We start from the raw sequence: 18,202 nt of genomic DNA on the forward strand, positions 1-18,202 counted from the left end.
ATAGGATGCCTGAAGCCAAGGCCTCAGCGCAGGATGGCAGCGAACAGGAATTTCTTGAAGCGTTCGACCGGCGCCGCACCACGCTCGGTCTTGGCAGTCAGGAAGGCTCCCTGGAGCGAGGAGAGGATAAGGGCGGCCGCCTCGTCGCAGTCGAACGCCGGCGGCAGGTCGCCAGCCCTCACGGCGGCCTCCAGGCAATAGCTCATGGCACGCCGGCTTTCGGCGAAGATGTCAAGCAGTTCGAGACGGATCGCCTCGCTTTCGCTGCTGGATTCAGCCGCGAAATTGCCGAACATGCAGCCGCAGCGCATGCCGTTCTGCTTGAACCGTTCTGTCCTGACGTCGATATAGGCACGGATGCGCTGCAGCGGCGGCTGGTTGTCGTCAAGCAGGGTCTTGTGGGCATCCTCCCGCTTCTCGCTGCGGTAGAGACCCAGCACTTCCAGGCCGAAGGCTTCCTTGGAAGTGAAATGGTTGGTGAAGCAGCCCTGCGGTACACCCGCCGCGCGCACGACGTCGCGTACGCTGGTGGCGTTGTAGCCATGCTCATGGATCAGGCCGAGCCCAGCGACGAGAAGCTTTTCACGGTTGGATGCGCGTGCCATGTCTCCAATATGTACGACCGTATTATTTTGTCAAGTTATTACAGGAGGCAAGTCTTCAGAGACTGACTCAAAAACCTGCGACAGAATCTAGATGATACCCAGTTGCGCAAAGACCGACCTATCGCCCCTGACGCCGACTGTGGTGGGCGGGTCCCCCGACCCGCCAGGAAACGCAACGCCTGCGGGCGGGTCGGGGGATCCGCCCACCAAAATGCCACTCGTGGCCATGACGCTGCGTGAGTCGGCATTTCCGTAGGCTGGTATAATACCAGCCTACATAAAGTTTGATGCGCCAGCTTGGTCATTGCGAGCGAAGCGAAGCAATCCAGAGCCTTGAAGGCACTGTGTTCGTAGCCCCCGGATTGCTTCGCTTCGCTCGCAATGACGGGTTAGCCTTTATGGTCCCTGGTATAAGCTCTACCTTTGTCATGCCCGGGCTTGTCCCGGGCATCCAGCTCAGCAATCCGTGGTGATTGGGACCCCAGGATCACCGGGACAAGCCCGGTGATGACAAAGGTCGAGGTTCCCGCGATTTTTCGGTCACTCGCTTTTATCCGGCACGCGCTGTGGTTCCTGACGGGTCTGAAGACCCGCCCCCCCGAACTCCCTAGCCATTCTTCGCCTGATGGCTGGTGGAGGCCTTCAGGCGCCGCTCGAGCCACAGGCTGTAGCGCGAGGCCGGGAAGCAGATCAGGAAATAGACCAGGGCGGCGAAGGCATAGGCTTCCGGATAGGAGTGCGGCCAGATCTGCTCACTGGTGGCTGCCGTGTTCCTGACGGCGGTCAGGAAGTCGATCATGCCGATGAAGCCGATCAGCGGGGTGCTGAGTAGGACGCCGATGCCCAGATTGACCAGAGGCGGGATGATGGCCCGCAGGGCCTGCGGCAGGATGACGAGGCCGGTGGTCTGCCAGTAGCTGAGGCCCAGGGCTCGGGCCGCCTCGCTCTGGCCCGCGGGCAGGGCCTGCATACCGGCCCGGATCACCTCCGCCAGATAGCAGGCGATGAAGAGGGTCAGCGCGACCTCGACGCTGAAGAACAGGTTCACGTCGAAATAGGGCAGGGCCATCGGCACGATGAGGCTGGAGACATAGAGCACCACCAGCATCGGCATGCCGCGCACGATCTCGATGAAGCTGGTGCTGACCAGCCGCACGCCGCCCATGCTCGAACGGCGCCCCAGGGCGAGGGGAATGGCGATCAGGAAGGACGAGGCATAGGCGATCGTCCAGATCAGCATGGTCAGCGGCAGGCCGCCCCAATCATTGGTGGAAACGATGATGCCGGAGAAATAGCCACGCAGCAGCAGGCAGGTGACCAGGGGCACCGCGATCCAGGCCAGGATCAGGCCGCGCCCCCAGAAGCGTGGAATGGTGCTGAGGCCGGCCAGGCCGAACATCAGGACCAGGCCGAGAATCGGGCGCCAGAGGAGGTCGGACGGGTAGGTCCAGAACAGCATCAGCTTGAGATTGACGCCGACGAAGGCCCAGCAGGCACCGCCATTGGCCTGGCAATCCTGAGCGGTGCCCGACCACGTCGCCCGGATGAGAGCCCAGTCGATCAGATGCGAACCGACCCAGGCGATCAGGGCCAGTACGACGAGCGTGATCGCCGTGTTGAGAGGGGAGGAAAACAGGCCGGCCTTGAGTTTCTGCCAACGCCGGTTTGAGCGGATCCGCGCTGCATCGGGAAGGGACACCGAACTCATTTGGCGATGATCCCGCGTTTGGCCAGGCTGCGATTATAGAGATTGATCAGGTAGGAGGTCGGCATGCTCACGGCCAGGAAGACGGCGACGAGCACGATGATGGTCTCGACGGCGTTGCCCGTATTGTTGGCGCTGGTCTTGATGATGGCGGTCACCTCGGTAAAGCCTATCAGGATGCCGAGCGTGGTGTCCTTGGTGAGGTCGAGATAGCTCGAGGTCATCAGAGGCGTGATCACGCGCATCGCCTGTGGCATCACGATGAGGCGCATGATGCGCCCGCGTGGCAGGCCGATCGCCCGCCCGGCTTCCCACTGGCCGACATTGACGGATTCGATGCCGCTACGCACGCTTTCGGAGATGCTGGCGGAATAGTAGATCGTCAGCCCGACGAGCATGGCGGCGAATTCCGGCGTCAAAGTAATGCCGCCTCGGATGTTGAAGCCTTGCAGCACCGGCAGATCGGGCGTGAAGGTGACACCGGCGAGCCAGATCCAGGCGAGGGCGATGGCCGGAAAGAGGGCAAGCACGCCGAGGAAACCGAGAGCCGACGGGGGATGCTGCAGGCGGCGGATGAAGGCCCTGGCGGCGAAAGCGAGCAGCACCAGCACGATGGCCAGCAGCCACAGGCTCTCGCCATTGCCGATCTCGACCCAGGGCAGGAAGATGCCGCGCACCGACAGGAAGGTCGACGAGAAGGGCTGCAAGGCCTGCCTGGTGGGTGGCAGGGCCTGGGTCAGGGCGATCCAGAAGAAAAGCTGCAAGGGCAGGGGCGTGTTGCGGATCAACTCGACATAGGCCTGCACGAGGCGGGAGAGCAGCAGATTGCCGGACAGGCGGGCGATGCCGAGTGTCGTGCCGAGGATGGTAGCAAACAGGCAGCCGAGCACGGAGAGCTTGAGGGTGTTGAGCAGGCCGACCGCGATGGCGCGCGCATAGCTGTCGCCGGCCTGATAGACGAGCAGGCTTTCGGTGATGTCGAAATTGGCCGGCTGCCAGAGATAGTCGAGCCCGGGTGCCATGCCCAGGCGATGCATGCTGGCCAGGATGTTGTGGCAGAGGAGGCCGAGGAACAAGGCCAGCACGGCGATCAGCAGGAGCTGGCCATAGGGATGGGCGCCCCACCAGCGGCGGATCTTGCCGACGGGGCCGGGCGCGTCGGGGGAGACTATGCTGATCGTATCGGCCATCAAGCGATCCGAGGTTCGGAGCGGGCCCGAAGGCCCGCTCCCTGATCTCAACGGAAGGGCGGCGAATAGATCAGGCCGCCCTGGGTCCACAGATTGTTGAGGCCACGCTCAAAGCCGATCTTCGTGCTCTTGCCGAGATTGCGCTCGAAGATCTCGCCGTAGTTGCCGACCTTCTTGATGATGTTGTAGGCGAATTTCGGATCGAGCCCGATGGCCTGGCCGAGCGAGGGATCGACGCCGAGAAAGCGCTTGATGGCCGGGTCGTCGCTGGTCAGGAAAGTGTCGACATTCTGGCTGGTGATGCCGAATTCCTCGGCCTGGATGGTGGCGTAGACCGTCCAGTTCACGATTTCCAGCCAGCGATCGTCACCGCCCAGCACCGCCGGCGCCAGGGGTTCCTTGGACAGGCGCTCGGGCAGCAGCACATATTCGTCCGGATTGGGCAGGGCGGCGCGGCGCAGGCCGAGATCGGTGCCGTCCTGCGTCAGCGCGTCGACGCGGCCGGAGGTCAAAGCCTGGGTGAAGGTCGCCGTATCCTCGATCACCACGGATTTGTAGGTCTTGCCGGTCTTCTTGAAGAAATCGGCGATGTTCTGCTCACCCGTAGTGCCGCTCTGCACGCCGATGGTGGCGCCGTCGAGCTCGGCGGCCTTGGTCACGCCCAGCGACTTCTTCACCAAGATGCCCTGGCCGTCATAGAAGACCACCGGCCCGAAGTGGAAATTGAGCTTGAAGGCGCGCGTGATGGTCTGGGTCACAGCCGAAAGCAGGATGTCGAACTGGCCGGCCTGCAGGGCGGGCAGACGCTGCTGGGGCGAGGAATTGGTGAACTCGACCTTGTCGGGATCGTTGAACACGGTGATGGCGAGAGCCCGGCCGAAGTCGACGAAGAAGCCCTGCCAGCGGCCATTGGCGTCAGGCGCAAAGAACCCGGCCTGGCTGCCGACGCCGACCTTGATGACGCCGCGTTCCTTGATCTTGTCGAGCGTGGGGCCGGCCTGGGCCGGTGCCGCTGCGATGAAGCCGGCTGCCAGCGCCGCGATGGCGATGCCGGCGCTGCGCGTGAAGCCGCGTTTGACTGAGTTCAGCATGAAAGTCCCTTTCATTCCCTGCGCGGTCGATATCCACGGCAAGGCGCCCCGTTGTTCTCTTGTTTTACCGGCCTGGCGGTCCGTGCCGAGGCCGGTGGTTTTCGGAAGGATGTCGTTGCTTCGAGGCATGATCGGGCGATTGTACCGCGATGGCAAGATCGGCCGGCGCCACTCCAATCCCTGTCAGCTGTTTCATCCATTCAGCAGAATATGATCGTAGAATGATTTATTACACACTGTCTACTGGTTTTATAAACTAATAAACAACACGAAATTGGGTTTGTGTCCTGACTCAGAGGCCGACATCGAAGAAGATCTGGTCCATGGTCCGCCCCGGCTCGGCACCCGGCGTATCGCCGATGATGCGGGCCGGCACGCCCGCCACGGTCTTGTGCGGCGGTACCGGAGCAGTCACCACCGAGCCGGCGCCGATGCGGGCGCCTTCGCCGATCTCGATATTGCCGATCAATTTGGCGCCCGAGCCGATCAGCACGCCCTTGCGGATCCTGGGATGGCGCTGGCCGGAGCGTATGCCGCTGCCGCCCAGCGTCACCGATTGCAGGATCGAGACGTCATCCTCGATCACCGCCGTCTCGCCGATGACGATGCCGGTGGCGTGGTCGAAGAAGATGCCACGCCCGATCGGAACGGCGGGATGGATATCGACCTGCAGCACCTCGGAGACGCGGCTTTGCAGATAGAGCGCGAAATTGCGCTGGTCCTGCTGCCAGAGCCAATGGGCAAGACGATGCAGTTGCAGAGCATGGAAGCCCTTGAAATAGAGCAGGGGCTCCAGATAGCGCTTGCAGGCGGGGTCGCGCTCGAGCACGGCCTGGATGTCGGCACGGATGCCGAGGCAGATGCCGGGATCGGCCGCGATGGCCGAGCGGAAGGCATGGCGCAGCACCGAGGCCGGCATGTCCGGATGCTCGATGCGCTGGACCAGGCGCTGGATCAGGGCGTCCTCGAAGGAGGCGTGATCGAGCACGCTGGCATAGAATTGGGTGGCGAGCTGCGGCTCGGCGGCGATGGCGTCCTGTGCCTCGTCCACCAGCCGGTCCCAGATCAGGTCGGATACAGCGCCCGGCCTTCCGGTCCGGCGCGAGAGCTTGCTTCGATGCGAGGCATTCATGGCGGCCCCTCCGATCAGCTTCTGCCGGCCGTGCCGGTGCGCTTGGCAAGAGTGCGCTCGAGGCTGCCGAGCGCATCGTAGATGAGCACGGCCAGGAGCGCGACGATGACGCCGCCCTGCAGGATATAGGCGGTGTTGGTGGTGGTGATGCCGGCCATGATCACCTCGCCGAGGCTCTTGGCGCCGACGGTGGAACCGATGGTGGCCGTACCGAGATTGACCACGAAGGAGAGTCTTATGCCGGTGAGGATCACCGGGAGGGCGAGCGGCAGCTCGACCTTGATCAGGCGTTGCCAGCCGGTCATGCCCATGCCGCGAGCTGCATCCAGGGCGGTCGTTGGAACGCTCCTCAGGCCCGCCATGGTGTTTTCGAAGATCGGCAGCAGCCCGTAGAGCGTGAGAGCTAGCAAGGTGGGCTCCGCCCCGAAGCCAAGGGAAGGCACGGCGATGGCGAGCACGGCGATCGGCGGGAAGGTCTGCCCGATATTCACGATCGTTCGCGACAGCGGCAGGAATTCGGCGCCGGCCGGCCGTGTCACGAAGATGCCGGCGAGCAGAGCAAGCGCCCCGCCGATGAGGGTGGAGACGGCGACCAGGCCGAGATGGCTGAGGGAGAGGAACAGCAGGCTGCCCTGGCGATAGACCACCGGCGCCCCATTGTCGTTCAGCGGCGCCAGGACCGGCACGAACAAATCCGTGTCGAACAGCAGGAGCAGCAGCAGGAGGAGGGCGAGCGCCCTGGCGCCCAGTCCGATCAACTTCAGGCCGAGCCATGTCATGCCGGTGTATCCTCGGCGCGATGCGCATCGGCTCCGGCCAGGTCGAGGATGGCAGGCAAGGTGATACGCCCCCGCGGCGTGCCGTCCGCCGCCGTGACGGGCAGGGCTTGCGCGCGGGCCCACAGCAATTCGGAGAGGGCGTCGCGCAGTGTCGCATTTTCCTGCACGGGCTTGCCCTCGGCAGAGCCCGGCTGCACGGAATCGGCGACCTTGAGCAAGGAGAGCAGGCGCAGCGAACGGTCGGGCCCGCCGATCAGGCGCTCGACGAAACCGGGCGCCGGATGGGTGAGGATCTCGGTCGGCGTGGCGTATTGCAGAAGCTTGCCGCCATCCATCACGGCGATGCGGTTGCCCAGCAGCATGGCCTCTTCCATGTCATGCGTAACCAGGACCACGGTAATGCCGAGTCGGCGCTGCAGGGCGAGCAGGTCCTCCTGCGCCTTGGCGCGGATGATCGGATCGAGCGCCCCGAAGGGTTCGTCCATCAGCAGGACCGCGGGCTCCGCCGCCAGGGCACGGGCGACGCCGACGCGCTGCTGCTGGCCACCGGACAATTGATGCGGCAGCTTTTCAGCATAGATGGCCGGGTCGAGATCGAACAGGCGGAGCAGTTCGTCGACCCGCTTGGCGATCCGCCCCTGGTCCCAGCCGAGCAGGCCTGGCACCGTGCCGATATTGCGGGCCACCGTCCAATGCGGGAACAGGCCGTGGCCCTGGATGGCATAGCCGATGCCGCGCCGCAGTTCCTCGCCCGACAGGGTGGAGGTGTCCTGGCCGTTGATCAGCACGGTGCCCGAGGTCGGCTCGATCAGCCGGTTGATGATGCGCAGCAAAGTGGACTTGCCGCTGCCTGAGGTGCCGACCAGTACGGTGATCGTACCGCGCTCGATGGTCAGCGAAACATTGTCAACGGCCAGCTGGGAGCCGAAACGGCGGCTGACTTGCCTGACTTCGATCATGCGTGCCGTCCTTTGAGTGTATCGACGATGGCATCGAGGATGATGGCCGCCGAAAAGGCGAGGGCGATGGTGGGGATGGCACCGAGCAGGACGAGATCGATGGCAGTGGCGCCCATGCCGTTCTGCACATAGACGCCGAAGCCGCCGCCTCCGATCCAGGCCGCGATGGTGGCGAGGCCGATATTCTGCACCAGAACGATACGCACGCCTGTCAGGATGACGGGGAAGGCCAGCGGCAGCTCGACCTGGAACAGGCGCTGCCACTGCGTCATGCCCATGCCGCGGGCGGCATCGACCACGTTGGGAGAGACCGAATCCAGGCCGATCGCCGTGTTGGAAACCACCGGCAGCAGGGCATAGAGGAACAGGGCGATCAAAGCTGGCGAGGAGCCGGTGCCATGCACGCCGAGAGCTTCGATGAGGGGATAGGTTTTGGCCAGGTAGGTCAGGGGCGCGATCATCAGCCCGAACAGCGCCAGGGATGGGATCGTCTGGATCATGTTGAGGGCCGGAAGCACCACGCCGCGCAGGCCCCGATGGCGTTGGCAGATGATGCCGAGCGGCAGGCCGACCACCAGGGCGCCGAAAAGCGAGGCCAAAGCGAGTGTGACATGCACCACGGCGTTTGCGGCAAAGCCCGAACCGTTGGTGGCATATTCCTTCATGATCGACAGCCCGTTCCAGTGGCCGGAGAGCAGGAAGGCAAGGAAGACCGCGAGCGCCAGCACCAGCGCCAGCACCCGCTGGGCCGGCCGCAGCGACAGCTTGACCAGGGCGTCGGTGAGCAGGATGGCGAAGGAGAAGGCGAGCAACCAGAAGCCGGCGGCGGGCCCTACACGCGGTCGGGCATTGCCGGGTGGAATCAGGACTTGGGGCACCAGGCCGATCAGGATGGCCAGGAGCACCAGCGCACCGACGGCCAAGACGAGCCTGACGCGCGGCGAACTCCGGCGAAGGAGCGCGACCAGGCAGAGAACGAGCAGCACCAGACTTCCCCAGGCCAGACCCGTGGGAAGCGCCTGGATGAAGTCGATGCCCTGAGCCTGGCCAATGCGGCTCGGCCGGAAATTGGCGAAAGGCAGCGCCAGCGCCGCGGCGGCGATCACCGCCATTACGACGCCGAGCTTGTCGAAGCCCGAGGCCAGGGCACGCGCGCCCGTGGCGGCGGGGGGCGCCGGGAAAGCGCTCTTGTCGGCGTGAACGTCCCCGGCGCTTGAACTCACTTCACCAGACCCTTCTTCTTCAGATAATCGGCGGCCACGTCCTTGGCTGCCTCGCCATCGACCTGAATGCGGCCGTTGAGCTCCTGCAGCGTGGTGAGATCGAGGCTGGCGAAGACCGGCTTCAGCCATTCGGCGATTTCGGGATGGGCCTTGAGCACGGCTTCGCGGATCACCGGCGTCGGGGCGTAGACGGGCTGGACGGACTTGTCGTCGTCGAGCACCACGAGGTTGCCGGCGGCGATGCCGCCATCCGTGCCATAGACCATGGCGGTGTTGACGCCGTCGGTCTGCTCTGCCGCCGCCTTGATGGTGGACGCGGTATCGCCGCCGGAAAGCACCACGAGCTGGTCGGAAGAGAGCTTGAAGCTGTAAGTCGTCTGGAAAGCGGGCAGGGCGCCGGCACTGTTGACGAATTCGGCCGAGGCGATCAGCTTCACCTTGCCGCCGCCCGTGACGAACTTGCCGAAATCGTCGAGCGATTTCAGCTTGTTGGCGTCAGCCACGTCCTTTCGGATGGCGATGGCCCAGGTGTTGTTGGCGGGCGCAGGATCGAGCCACACCAGCTTGTTGGCGTCGTAGTCGAGCTTCTTGGCCTCGGCATAACCCTTGGCGGCATCCTTCCACAGGCCGTCATCGGCCTTGTTGAAGAAGAAGCCGGCATTGCCGGTATATTCGGGATAGAGATCGATATCGCCGGCTACCAGCGCCTTGCGCACGATCGGCGTGGTGCCGAGCCCGACCCGGTTGTTGACCGACAGGCCATGGGACTCCAGAACCTGCACGATCAGGTTTCCAAGCAGATTGCCTTCGGTATCGATCTTGGAGGCGACGGTAACGTCGGCGGCCTGGGCCATGCCAACCGTCGCCATCATGGCGACGGCGGCCGCTGCGGCTGTCAGCCGCTGCGCCCTCTTGCCGATGAGGGAGCGGAGGGGAAGCGAGAATGGCATCTTGTGATCCTCTTGGTGTCCTTTGAACGACGCCGGAAGCGGAAGGGCTGTGCCGGCGGTCGATGATTCAGATTCTGAAGTTGAACGAGGTCCCGTATCTGGTTGATCCGACTCGGGAACTCAGGTCGGCAGTCTTTGTTCAGGCATCTCGCGCCGTCCCCGTCGCGAGGCTGGCGCAGAGCGCCGCGACACCGATCCACAGGCTGGCCGACCAATAGGTGACGATCGCCAGAGGATGGGTGCTGCGGCACAGCGACCTCGCAAGCTGGCAAATATCGCTGTTGCTGACAAGGCAGAGACTGGCATCGGGAAAAGACAGGTAGTTGTAGCCGATCACATCCTGATAGGTAATCCACCACCAGGCGAGCGACAGGGCGACGACAGCGGCCCCGAAGATCTGCAAGAGACGGGTGAATACGGGCAGCGCACTCATGAAAGGCTCAGTCCGAGCGCCTGCAGGATCTCTCGGCGCAGATGCACCAGTTCCGTATCGTCGCGATGGCGCGGATAGGACTTGTCGACGGCAAATTCCGCCTTGATCCGTGCGGGCCTGTCGGAAAACACGATCACGCGTGAAGCGAGCAGCAAGGCCTCCTCGACGTCATGGGTCACCAGCAGTGCCGTGAAGCCCGTGCGCTGCCACAGCGACACCAGTTCGTCCTGCAAAGCGAGGCGCGTCAGGGAATCGAGCTTGCCCAGCGGCTCGTCGAGCAGCAGCAAAGACGGGTCGTGCACCAGTGCCCGTGCCAGCGAGGCGCGCTGTGCCATGCCACCCGAAAGCTGGTGGGGATAAGCGTCTGCGAAACGCTCCAGGCCGACCAGCGACAGGGCCTGGCCGATACGGTGGCGTTCGCGGGCGAGCACGCCACGCGCCTCCAGTCCGGCCGCGACGTTCCTGCGCACGGTCAGCCAGGGAAACAAGGTCGGGTCCTGGAAGACGAGGATGCGGGAGGGATCGGGGGCTATGACCGGCTGGCCATCGGCCAGGATGGCGCCGGCGGCGGGTGGCTCCAGTCCGGCGATCAAACGCAGCAAGGTCGACTTGCCGCAGCCCGAGGGACCGAGCAGGGCGACGAATTCGCCAGGCTCGACCTTGAGGTCGACGCCATCGAGTACGGGCAGCTCCGCACCGGAGAGATCGAAATGATGGCTGACGCCATGCACGTCGATGCCGATGCTGTGGCTTGAGGCAGCCATCAGATGAAGCCCTTCTGCCAGGTGAGGAGGCTATCGCGTATGATGAAGAGCAGCTTCACGATGCCGGCGCAGATGACCGACATGATCAGCAGCGTGGCATAGACATTGGCATAGCCCGAATAGGCGGTCTGGAACTGGATGTACCAGCCGAGCCCATATTTGGCGCCGAGCATCTCGGCGACGACCAGCACCGCGAAGGAATAATAGAGGCCCATGAACAGGCCGACGAAGACGTGCGGCAGGGAGGCGGGGATGGCGATGTTGCGGATCAGGTACCAGCTCCCGGCGCCGAAGATGCGGCTGACGTCGTAATAGGCTCGGTTGACCGAGGCGACGCCGGAGGCGGTCAGGATGGCGACGGGAATGCCTGAGGCCAACGCCACGATGAACACGCTCGCATCGAAGGTATTGGGGAAGAAATAGAAGGTGCAGGGGATCCAGGCCGTGGCCGGGACCGGGCCGATCAGCTTGAGGACGGGCATGCCCCAATAGCTGAACCGCTTCGACCAGCCGAGCGCCACCCCGAGCGCATAGCCGACGGCAATGCCCGAAAGGAAGCCTGCCGCCCACAGGCGCAGCGAATAGGCGATGCAGATCAGGAGGCGCTGGCTCTCGGTGACATAGACGTGGAGCAGGCCGTGCGGCGGCGAGAAGAACGGCTTGGGCAGCCATCCGGTCTTGGCCGTCGAGAGTTCCCACAGCGCCAGCCAGAGGCCGATGGCGGCGAACCAGGGGCCGTAATGCCGGAGCGTGCGCCCCAATCCGCCGAGGCGGTGCACCGTGAAGGCCAGCACGAGGAAGGCCAACGAGGCCGCGCCGGCGATGGCGGCGAACAGCCCGGCGCTCCCCCACGGCACCACGTCGGGCAAGCCGACGGTGACCGCGGCCGTGGCCGCGAGCGTTGCCGATGCCAGGAGCCCATGCTTCCACACGCCGTTCCAGAGCGCTGGCAGGGCGGCTCGTGAAGGCGGGGCCGCCTTGAGGATTGCTGGATTGGGGGCGCGCAGGGTGTCGCTCATTGCAAGGCCTCAGGCGAGCAGGTTGATGGTGACCCGCTCGGCGAACTCCTTGGGATCGGTGGTGGGGTCGAGCACCTTGACCAGCTTGAGGTCCTCGGCGGCCAGGCGAATCTGGTCGACCAGGGGCTGGCCGATCGGATGGTTGTGATAGACCAGCGTTCCCAGGATTTCGGTGAGCTGGGCCGCCGTCAGGCCGGCCGGCTTGAGCGTGTCGAAATACCACTGCGCCACCTCGTCGGGATGGTTGGCGGTGTATTCGTGGATCTCGATATTGGCTTCGGCCAGACGGCGCAGGGCGTCCTTGTTGGCCTCCAGGAAGGGGCCGTTGGCGCCGAGGACGCAGCAGGTGTGGCCCTCGTAGAAGCCGGTCTGGGTGTCGGCGATCTTGGTGAAGCCGAACTGCTTTTCGATGGCCCAGGCCCAGGGGTCGAGATGGGCGGCGAGATCGACGTCGCCCCGGTTCAGCGTCTCGCCGACGAGATCGAAGGGCACGGCCTTCCAGGTGACGTCGGCTTCCGGATCGAGCCCGGCCTTGGCGAAGCTGACCTGGAAGGCGACTTGGGGCGGGGCACCGATGCCATAGGTGGCGATGGTCTTGCCCTTGGCGTCCGCCAGCGTCTTGATGCCGGAATCCTTGCGCGCCAGCAGGCGCTGGCAGCCGCCATGCGAGCCGACGAACAGCTTGACGTCGAAGCCCTGCTCGAGCGGCTTCAGCCAGTCGCCGATCAGGCCGGCGCCGGCATCTGCCTTGCCGGTGGCAAGCGCCTGGATCAGCGTCTGGCCGCTGGCGCCCTGGTAGAACAGCTCGACGTCGAGATTGTGCTTGGCATAGATGCCCTTGGCGATGCCGAAACCGAGCGGCGAATGGCAGGCGGCCACCTCCGTCCAGGCCAGGCGGATCTTGGGCGCGGGTGCCGCGATGGCCGGTGAGAGGATGCGGCTGCCGACAGCGCCGAGAGAGGCGAGGGCGCTGGCCGCTCCGGCCAGCTTGAGCGCCTTGCGGCGCGAGAAAGCGGGAAGTTTGGACATGGGTTCCATCCGTGGCCGACTGCTCAGGCCGCCTTGCGTTCCGCCGCGCCGTGCTCGCCTTCGGCAGCAGCCAGGGCTTGCGTCAGGTCGGCGATGATGTCGTCCGGGTGCTCGATGCCGATGGAGAGCCTCACATAGCCAGGCGTCACCCCGGTCGCGAGCTGGTCCTCGGGCGTCAGTTGTTGATGGGTGGTCGAGGCCGGGTGGATGGCGAGCGAGCGGGCATCGCCGATATTGGCGACGTGGTAGAGCAGTTTGAGCGCATCGATGAAGCGCTTGCCGGCCTCTATGCCGCCCTTGAGCTCGAAGCCGACAAGGGCGCCATAGCCGCCCTTGAGATAAGCCTCGGCACGGCGGCGGTTCTCGTCCGACTGCAGGCCGGGGAAGATGACATGGCTGACGCCGGCATGCCTGGCGAGGAAGTCGGCCACCTTGATGGCATTCTCATTGTGCTGGCGCAGGCGCAGCGGCAGGGTTTCCAGCCCCTGCAGCAACTGGAAGGCGTTGAAGGGCGACAGGGCTGCGCCGACGTCGCGCAGCAGCTTCACCCGCGCGCGCAGGATATAGGCGATCGGCCCGAGCGGCTTTGCGGCTTCGGTCCAGATCGCGCCGTGATAGGCCTCGTCCGGCTGGGTCAGCAGCGGGAAGCGGTCAGCATGGTCTTCCCAGGGGAAGTTGCCGCCATCGACGATCAGGCCGCCGATCGAGGTACCGTGGCCGCCGATATATTTGGTCGCCGAATAGACCACGACAGCGGCGCCATGTTCGAGCGGGCGGGCGATCAGTGGCGCGGCGGTGTTGTCGACGATGAGGGGAATGCCGAGCGAACGGCCGATATCGGCGATCTCGCGGATCGGCAGCACCTGAAGCTTGGGATTGGGCAGCGTCTCGGCATAGAAGGCGCGGGTCTTGTCGTCGCTCGCCCGGCGGAAATTCTCAGGATCGGAAGGATCGACGAAGCGGACCTCGACGCCGAATTGCTTGAGCGTCGAGGCGAACAGGGTCCAGGTGCCGCCATAGAGGTCGGTCGACGAGACGATGTTGTCGCCGGCCTGGGCCAGGTTGAGGATCGAATAGGCCGAAGCCGTCTGACCCGACGAGACGGCCAGTGCGGCCGCGCCACCTTCAAGGGCAGCTATGCGCTGCTCCAGCGCGTCGGTCGTCGGGTTCTGCACGCGGGTGTAGATGTTGCCGAGTTCCTCCAGCGCGAAGAGGCGTGCGGCATGGCCGGTATCCTGAAACTGGTAGGAGGTGGTCTGGTAGATCGGCACCGCCACGGCACCGGTCGCCGGGTCGGCACGATAGCTGCCGCCATGCAGGGCAAGGGTCTCGAAATGTCGGGAATCGGTGGTCATGCCAATGGCTCCTGAAGCGTGGCTTTGAAGATCGAACCGAAGATCAGTAGGCGGAAGCGACCTGCACCGGCTTGCTGGTGTCGATCAGGTCGGGATGGTGGCGGCGGGCGACGTCGGGGTGGGAGCGCAGGCGGCTCTTGAGATAATTGCGTCCGGCCTCGCGGAAGAGCGGGTTGAGCGGATCCTGCGTCAGGCCGCGTGCTTCGGCGGCCAGTTCCGGTGCCAGCGTCAGCAGCGGCACTTCGGCTTCGAGATTGGCACCGAGAAAGAAGGGCACCGACAGTCGGTCGGTACCCGCCGGCGGCGACACGACCCGATGGACGTTGGCGCGCAGATAGCCGTTCGAGGCCAGTTCCAGGATCTCGCCGATATTGACGACGAAAGTACCGGGGATGGGCGGAGCCTCGATCCAGCCCTGCTCGCCTTCGACCTGCAGGCCGCCTTGGACATCCTGCAGCAGCAGCGTGAGGAAGCCCGAATCCTTGTGGGCGCCGACGCCCTGGTCGCCCTCGCCGGTCTCACGGCCGGGATAGCGCACGATCTTGAGGAGCTGGTTGGGCTCGGGCGTATAGATCGGCTCGAAGGCATCGGCCTTCTGGCCCAGGGCCAGCGCGAAGGCACTGAGAACCCGGATGCCGAGCTGGGTGACCTCCTGGAGATAGCGCAGCGTGATGAGCTGCAATTCGGGCAGCGCTTCCGGCCATTGATTGGGCCCTTGCAGGCGATGCCAGGCCGGCGCGGTTGGATCGAGGGGGCGGGCTCGCTTCTCGGCGCCGATGTCGACCTGCTCGCGCCAGTCGGGCTTGCCGCGCGTATGCTCGAAGCCCGCCCGGTTGTAGCCGCGAAAATGCGGCGAGTTGATCATTTCGATCGCCAGCTTGTCCTGCTCGGGCAGGTCGAAGAAGCGGCGTGACAGGCGCAGTACATCGTCGATCAGCTGCTGGGGAATGCCATGCCCGGCCAGGTAGAAGAAACCTGGACCACGGGCTGCCTCGCGCAGGCTTTGGAGAAAGGCCGTGCGCTCTGCCGTTCCGGCCTCGAACCAGCGGAAGTCGAGGATGGGCAGGCTTTCGGCTGAAGTCGTCATGGCATTGAACCGTCTGGTTGAATCTCTGCGTGAAATCGACCATGGTGATATTTATAAGTCAACTGATTTTATAGACTATATAGAATTATGATGGTGAAGCGAAGGAATAACACTGTCTCGACAAGGAGTTAGGTGCTGGATCGGAATCACTTCGCGAAAAGGCATGCGGGGAGGAGCGGCTCGGATCGTGGCCGAAACCATGCGCCGAAATGGGCAAATTAATTGTTGACTAAATCTATCAACTATTGGGATTATGGGTGCCGATACCCTCAAGGATGACCTGATGACTGCGCTCTGGACCCGCCGCTCCCTGCTTGCTGCCGCGCCCGCTTTCGCTGTGACTGCTGCCCTCGGGCCCGCACACGCGGCGGCGAAGACGATCCGTGTCGGCTATCAGAAATACGGCACCTTCCTGTTGCTGAAGGCGCGCGGCAATCTGGAACGCAAGCTCGAGCCTCTCGGCTTTGGCGTGACCTGGACGGAGTTTCCCGGCGGCCCGCAATTGCTGGAAGCCCTGAATGTCGGCGCCCTGGATTTCGGCATTACCGGCGAGGCCCCGCCGATCTTCGCTCAGGCGGCCGGTGCGCCCCTGGTCTATGTCGCCAACGAGCCGGCGGCTCCGCTCAGCGAGGCCATTCTGGTGCGCAAGGACAGCCCGCTGCAATCGGTGGCGGAACTGAAGGGCAAGAAGGTCGGGCTCAACAAGGGATCGAACGTTCACTACCTCCTGGTCAAGGCGCTGGAGAAGGCAGGGCTGGCCTATGGCGACATCCAGACGGTGTTCCTGACGCCGTCCGACGCCCGCGCCGCCTTCGAGCATGGCGACATCGATGCCTGGGTGATCTGGGACCCCTTCCAGGCGGCGGCCGAGATCGCCGTCGAGGCGCGCCAGCTCGCCAATGGCGAGGGCCTGGTCGCCAACCGGCAGTTCTATCTGGGCGAGCGTTCCTTCACCGAAGCCAATCCGGCGGCCATCGATGCTGTCCTCGCCGCCATCAACGAGATCGACCAATGGGCCAAGGACCATGTCGACGAGGCGGCAAAGGAGCTCGCTCCCGCTGTCGGCATTCCCGCGCCGGTGCTCAAGCTGGCGCTCGGCCGGCAGTCGTGGAACGTGCAGCCGATCACTGCCGAGACGGTGGCGGCTCAGCAGCAGATCGCCGACACCTTCCACAAGCTCGGCCTCATCCCCAAGGCGATCAAGATTTCTGACGCCTTGCGGCCCGGCGTGACGCTCTGACCGGGGAGGGGACGATGGCATCGCGACGCGTGAATGGGCTTGCCCAGCGCCTGGCCCCTTGGTTGCTGCCCGTGTTGCTGCTGGCGGGCTGGGAGATCGCTGCCGATCTCGGCTGGCTGCAGGCCAGGGTGCTGTCGGCGCCGAGCGCGGTGGCGCTCGCCTTCTGGCAGACCCTCCAGGATGGCACCCTCCTGCACAATGTCGGCGTCAGCGCCGGGCGCGCCCTGCAGGGCCTGGCCATTGGCGGCCTGATCGGCTTCGCGCTCGGTGTTGCCAACGGGGTGTGGCGTCCGGCCGAATTGCTGCTCGATTCCACCCTGCAGATGCTGCGCAACGTGCCGCATCTGGCCATCATTCCATTGGTGATCCTGTGGTTCGGCATCGGTGAGAGCGCCAAGATCTTCCTGGTCGTTCTCGGCGTGCTGTTTCCCGTCTACATCAATACCTATCATGGCATCCGCACCATCGATCCGCATCTCACCGAGATGGCCCGTGTCTATGGGTTGGGACCGGTGGCGAGGTTCTGGCGGGTGATCCTGCCGGGCGCCCTGCCGTCGGTCTTCGTGGGATTGCGTTACGGCCTCGGTATCATGTGGCTGACGCTGATCGTGGCCGAGACCATCTCGGCTTCGTCAGGCATCGGCTACATGACCATGAATGCCCGCGAGTTCCTGCAGACCGATGTCATCCTGCTCGGCGTGATCATCTATGCGGTGCTCGGCAAGCTTTCCGACACGCTGGTGAAGCTGCTCGAACAGGCCGCCCTGCAATGGCATCCCACCTATGCACGACCTCGCCGGGAGGCTCTGGCATGACCAACGCTCTGCTCCATGTCGAAGATGGCTATTTCGTCCCCGAACTGACCCGCAACAGCCTGGCACCTTCGGAACTTCCTGTATCGTCGCCGCGGCCCAAGGGACTGTCGATCGAGCTGAAGGGCGCGTCCAAGGCCTTCGATCACCGGGTCGTGCTCGACAGGCTCAATCTCACCGTCGAGCCCGGCGAATTTGTTGCCGTCGTCGGGCGCTCGGGCGGCGGCAAATCCACGCTTCTGCGCCTGATTGCCGGCCTCGACCGTCCCAGCGCCGGCGAGGTCGCGGTGGGCGGAGCCGCCGCGCAAGGGGCCCATCCCGCCGCCCGCCTGATGTTCCAGGATGCGCGGCTGCTGCCCTGGCAGCGGGTGATCGGCAATGTCGGCATCGCCCGTGGCCCGAACTGGCGCGGCCTGGCCCAGGCCGCGCTCGACGAGGTGGGACTGGGTGACCGGGCCAATGAATGGCCGAGCGTGCTGTCCGGCGGACAGAGGCAGCGTGTCGCCCTGGCGCGCGCCTTGGTCAGCCGACCCGACATTCTGCTGCTCGACGAGCCCTTCGGCGCCCTCGATGCCATGACGCGGGTCGAGATGCATCAATTGCTGTCGCGTATCTGGCGCGAGCATGGCTTTACCGCCATCCTGATCACCCATGATGTGTCGGAGGCGGTGGCGCTGGCCGACCGGGTGATCGTGCTGCGCGAAGGCGCGGTCGCGCTCGATCTGGCCGTCGACCTGCCGCGGCCGCGCCGCGACGAGGAGCGCAATTCGCAATTGGCGAACCGTATTCTCTCCTACGTCTGATCGTGCCGTTGATGCGAACAAGGCCC

At 64.7% G+C, this 18,202-nt stretch carries 18 protein-coding genes; 3 read left to right on the plus strand and 15 right to left on the minus strand.

Annotation, left to right across the window (positions count from 1 at the left end):
- Nucleotides 1-23: 23 nt before the first annotated feature.
- From BA190_RS12790 to BA190_RS12860, 15 genes are all read right to left on the minus strand, one after another.
- Complete coding sequence (locus tag BA190_RS12790) at nt 24-605, minus strand: TetR/AcrR family transcriptional regulator (protein ID WP_068287293.1); 582 nt, start codon at nt 603-605, stop codon at nt 24-26.
- A gap of 607 nt (nt 606-1,212) precedes the next feature.
- Nucleotides 1,213-2,313, minus strand: a complete 1,101-nt coding sequence (locus BA190_RS12795) for an amino acid ABC transporter permease (protein ID WP_068287295.1) — start codon at nt 2,311-2,313, stop codon at nt 1,213-1,215.
- Nucleotides 2,310-3,500, minus strand: coding sequence for an amino acid ABC transporter permease (locus BA190_RS12800; RefSeq protein ID WP_245314695.1), 1,191 nt, complete (start codon nt 3,498-3,500; stop codon nt 2,310-2,312). Before BA190_RS12800 ends, BA190_RS12795 begins: the two co-directional genes overlap by 4 nt.
- 47 nt (nt 3,501-3,547) lie before the next feature.
- Nucleotides 3,548-4,591, minus strand: coding sequence for an amino acid ABC transporter substrate-binding protein (locus tag BA190_RS12805; protein ID WP_068287298.1), 1,044 nt, complete (start codon nt 4,589-4,591; stop codon nt 3,548-3,550).
- A gap of 292 nt (nt 4,592-4,883) precedes the next feature.
- Nucleotides 4,884-5,723, minus strand: coding sequence for a serine O-acetyltransferase (gene cysE, locus BA190_RS12810; protein WP_068287300.1), 840 nt, complete (start codon nt 5,721-5,723; stop codon nt 4,884-4,886).
- Nucleotides 5,724-5,737: 14 nt separating this feature from the next.
- Nucleotides 5,738-6,502, minus strand: a complete 765-nt coding sequence (locus tag BA190_RS12815) for an ABC transporter permease (protein ID WP_068287303.1) — start codon at nt 6,500-6,502, stop codon at nt 5,738-5,740.
- A complete protein-coding gene (locus BA190_RS12820; RefSeq protein WP_068287306.1) occupies nt 6,499-7,461 on the minus strand; it encodes an ABC transporter ATP-binding protein in 963 nt (320 codons plus the stop codon). Before BA190_RS12820 ends, BA190_RS12815 begins: the two co-directional genes overlap by 4 nt.
- Complete coding sequence (locus BA190_RS12825; RefSeq protein ID WP_371260316.1) at nt 7,458-8,684, minus strand: ABC transporter permease; 1,227 nt, start codon at nt 8,682-8,684, stop codon at nt 7,458-7,460. The genes BA190_RS12820 and BA190_RS12825 overlap by 4 nt, the downstream gene beginning before the upstream one ends.
- The gene (locus BA190_RS12830; RefSeq protein ID WP_068287309.1) at nt 8,681-9,634 is read right to left on the minus strand and encodes an ABC transporter substrate-binding protein; all 954 of its coding nucleotides are present in this window, start codon (nt 9,632-9,634) and stop codon (nt 8,681-8,683) included. Before BA190_RS12830 ends, BA190_RS12825 begins: the two co-directional genes overlap by 4 nt.
- A gap of 139 nt (nt 9,635-9,773) precedes the next feature.
- A complete protein-coding gene (locus BA190_RS12835; protein WP_068287312.1) occupies nt 9,774-10,067 on the minus strand; it encodes a hypothetical protein in 294 nt (97 codons plus the stop codon).
- The gene (locus BA190_RS12840; protein WP_068287315.1) at nt 10,064-10,831 is read right to left on the minus strand and encodes an ABC transporter ATP-binding protein; all 768 of its coding nucleotides are present in this window, start codon (nt 10,829-10,831) and stop codon (nt 10,064-10,066) included. The genes BA190_RS12835 and BA190_RS12840 overlap by 4 nt, the downstream gene beginning before the upstream one ends.
- Nucleotides 10,831-11,850, minus strand: coding sequence for an ABC transporter permease (locus tag BA190_RS12845; RefSeq protein ID WP_082979692.1), 1,020 nt, complete (start codon nt 11,848-11,850; stop codon nt 10,831-10,833). Before BA190_RS12845 ends, BA190_RS12840 begins: the two co-directional genes overlap by 1 nt.
- A gap of 9 nt (nt 11,851-11,859) precedes the next feature.
- Nucleotides 11,860-12,879 carry an ABC transporter substrate-binding protein gene (locus BA190_RS12850; protein ID WP_245314696.1) on the minus strand — a complete coding sequence of 340 codons (1,020 nt, stop codon included), beginning with the start codon at nt 12,877-12,879 and terminating at the stop codon, nt 11,860-11,862.
- 23 nt (nt 12,880-12,902) lie between these two features.
- Nucleotides 12,903-14,234, minus strand: a complete 1,332-nt coding sequence (locus tag BA190_RS12855; protein ID WP_068287322.1) for an O-acetylhomoserine aminocarboxypropyltransferase/cysteine synthase family protein — start codon at nt 14,232-14,234, stop codon at nt 12,903-12,905.
- A 43-nt stretch (nt 14,235-14,277) separates the two neighbouring features.
- Nucleotides 14,278-15,321, minus strand: coding sequence for an isopenicillin N synthase family oxygenase (locus BA190_RS12860; protein ID WP_068287340.1), 1,044 nt, complete (start codon nt 15,319-15,321; stop codon nt 14,278-14,280).
- Between the two features lie 283 nt (nt 15,322-15,604).
- On the opposite strand from BA190_RS12860, the gene BA190_RS12865 reads away from it, so the two are divergent.
- The 3 genes from BA190_RS12865 to BA190_RS12875 are packed head-to-tail and all read left to right on the plus strand — an operon-like array spanning nt 15,605 to nt 18,176.
- A complete protein-coding gene (locus tag BA190_RS12865; RefSeq protein ID WP_068287732.1) occupies nt 15,605-16,561 on the plus strand; it encodes a sulfonate ABC transporter substrate-binding protein in 957 nt (318 codons plus the stop codon).
- 14 nt (nt 16,562-16,575) lie between these two features.
- On the plus strand, nt 16,576-17,376 hold the full coding sequence (locus BA190_RS12870) for an ABC transporter permease subunit (RefSeq protein WP_068287342.1): 801 nt from the start codon (nt 16,576-16,578) through the stop codon (nt 17,374-17,376).
- Nucleotides 17,373-18,176 carry an ATP-binding cassette domain-containing protein gene (locus tag BA190_RS12875; protein WP_082979693.1) on the plus strand — a complete coding sequence of 268 codons (804 nt, stop codon included), beginning with the start codon at nt 17,373-17,375 and terminating at the stop codon, nt 18,174-18,176. The genes BA190_RS12870 and BA190_RS12875 overlap by 4 nt, the downstream gene beginning before the upstream one ends.
- Nucleotides 18,177-18,202 lie beyond the last annotated feature (26 nt).

It is taken from the genome of Labrys sp. WJW, assembly GCF_001676615.1.
Taxonomy (GTDB): Bacteria; Pseudomonadota; Alphaproteobacteria; order Rhizobiales; family Labraceae; genus Labrys; species Labrys sedimenti.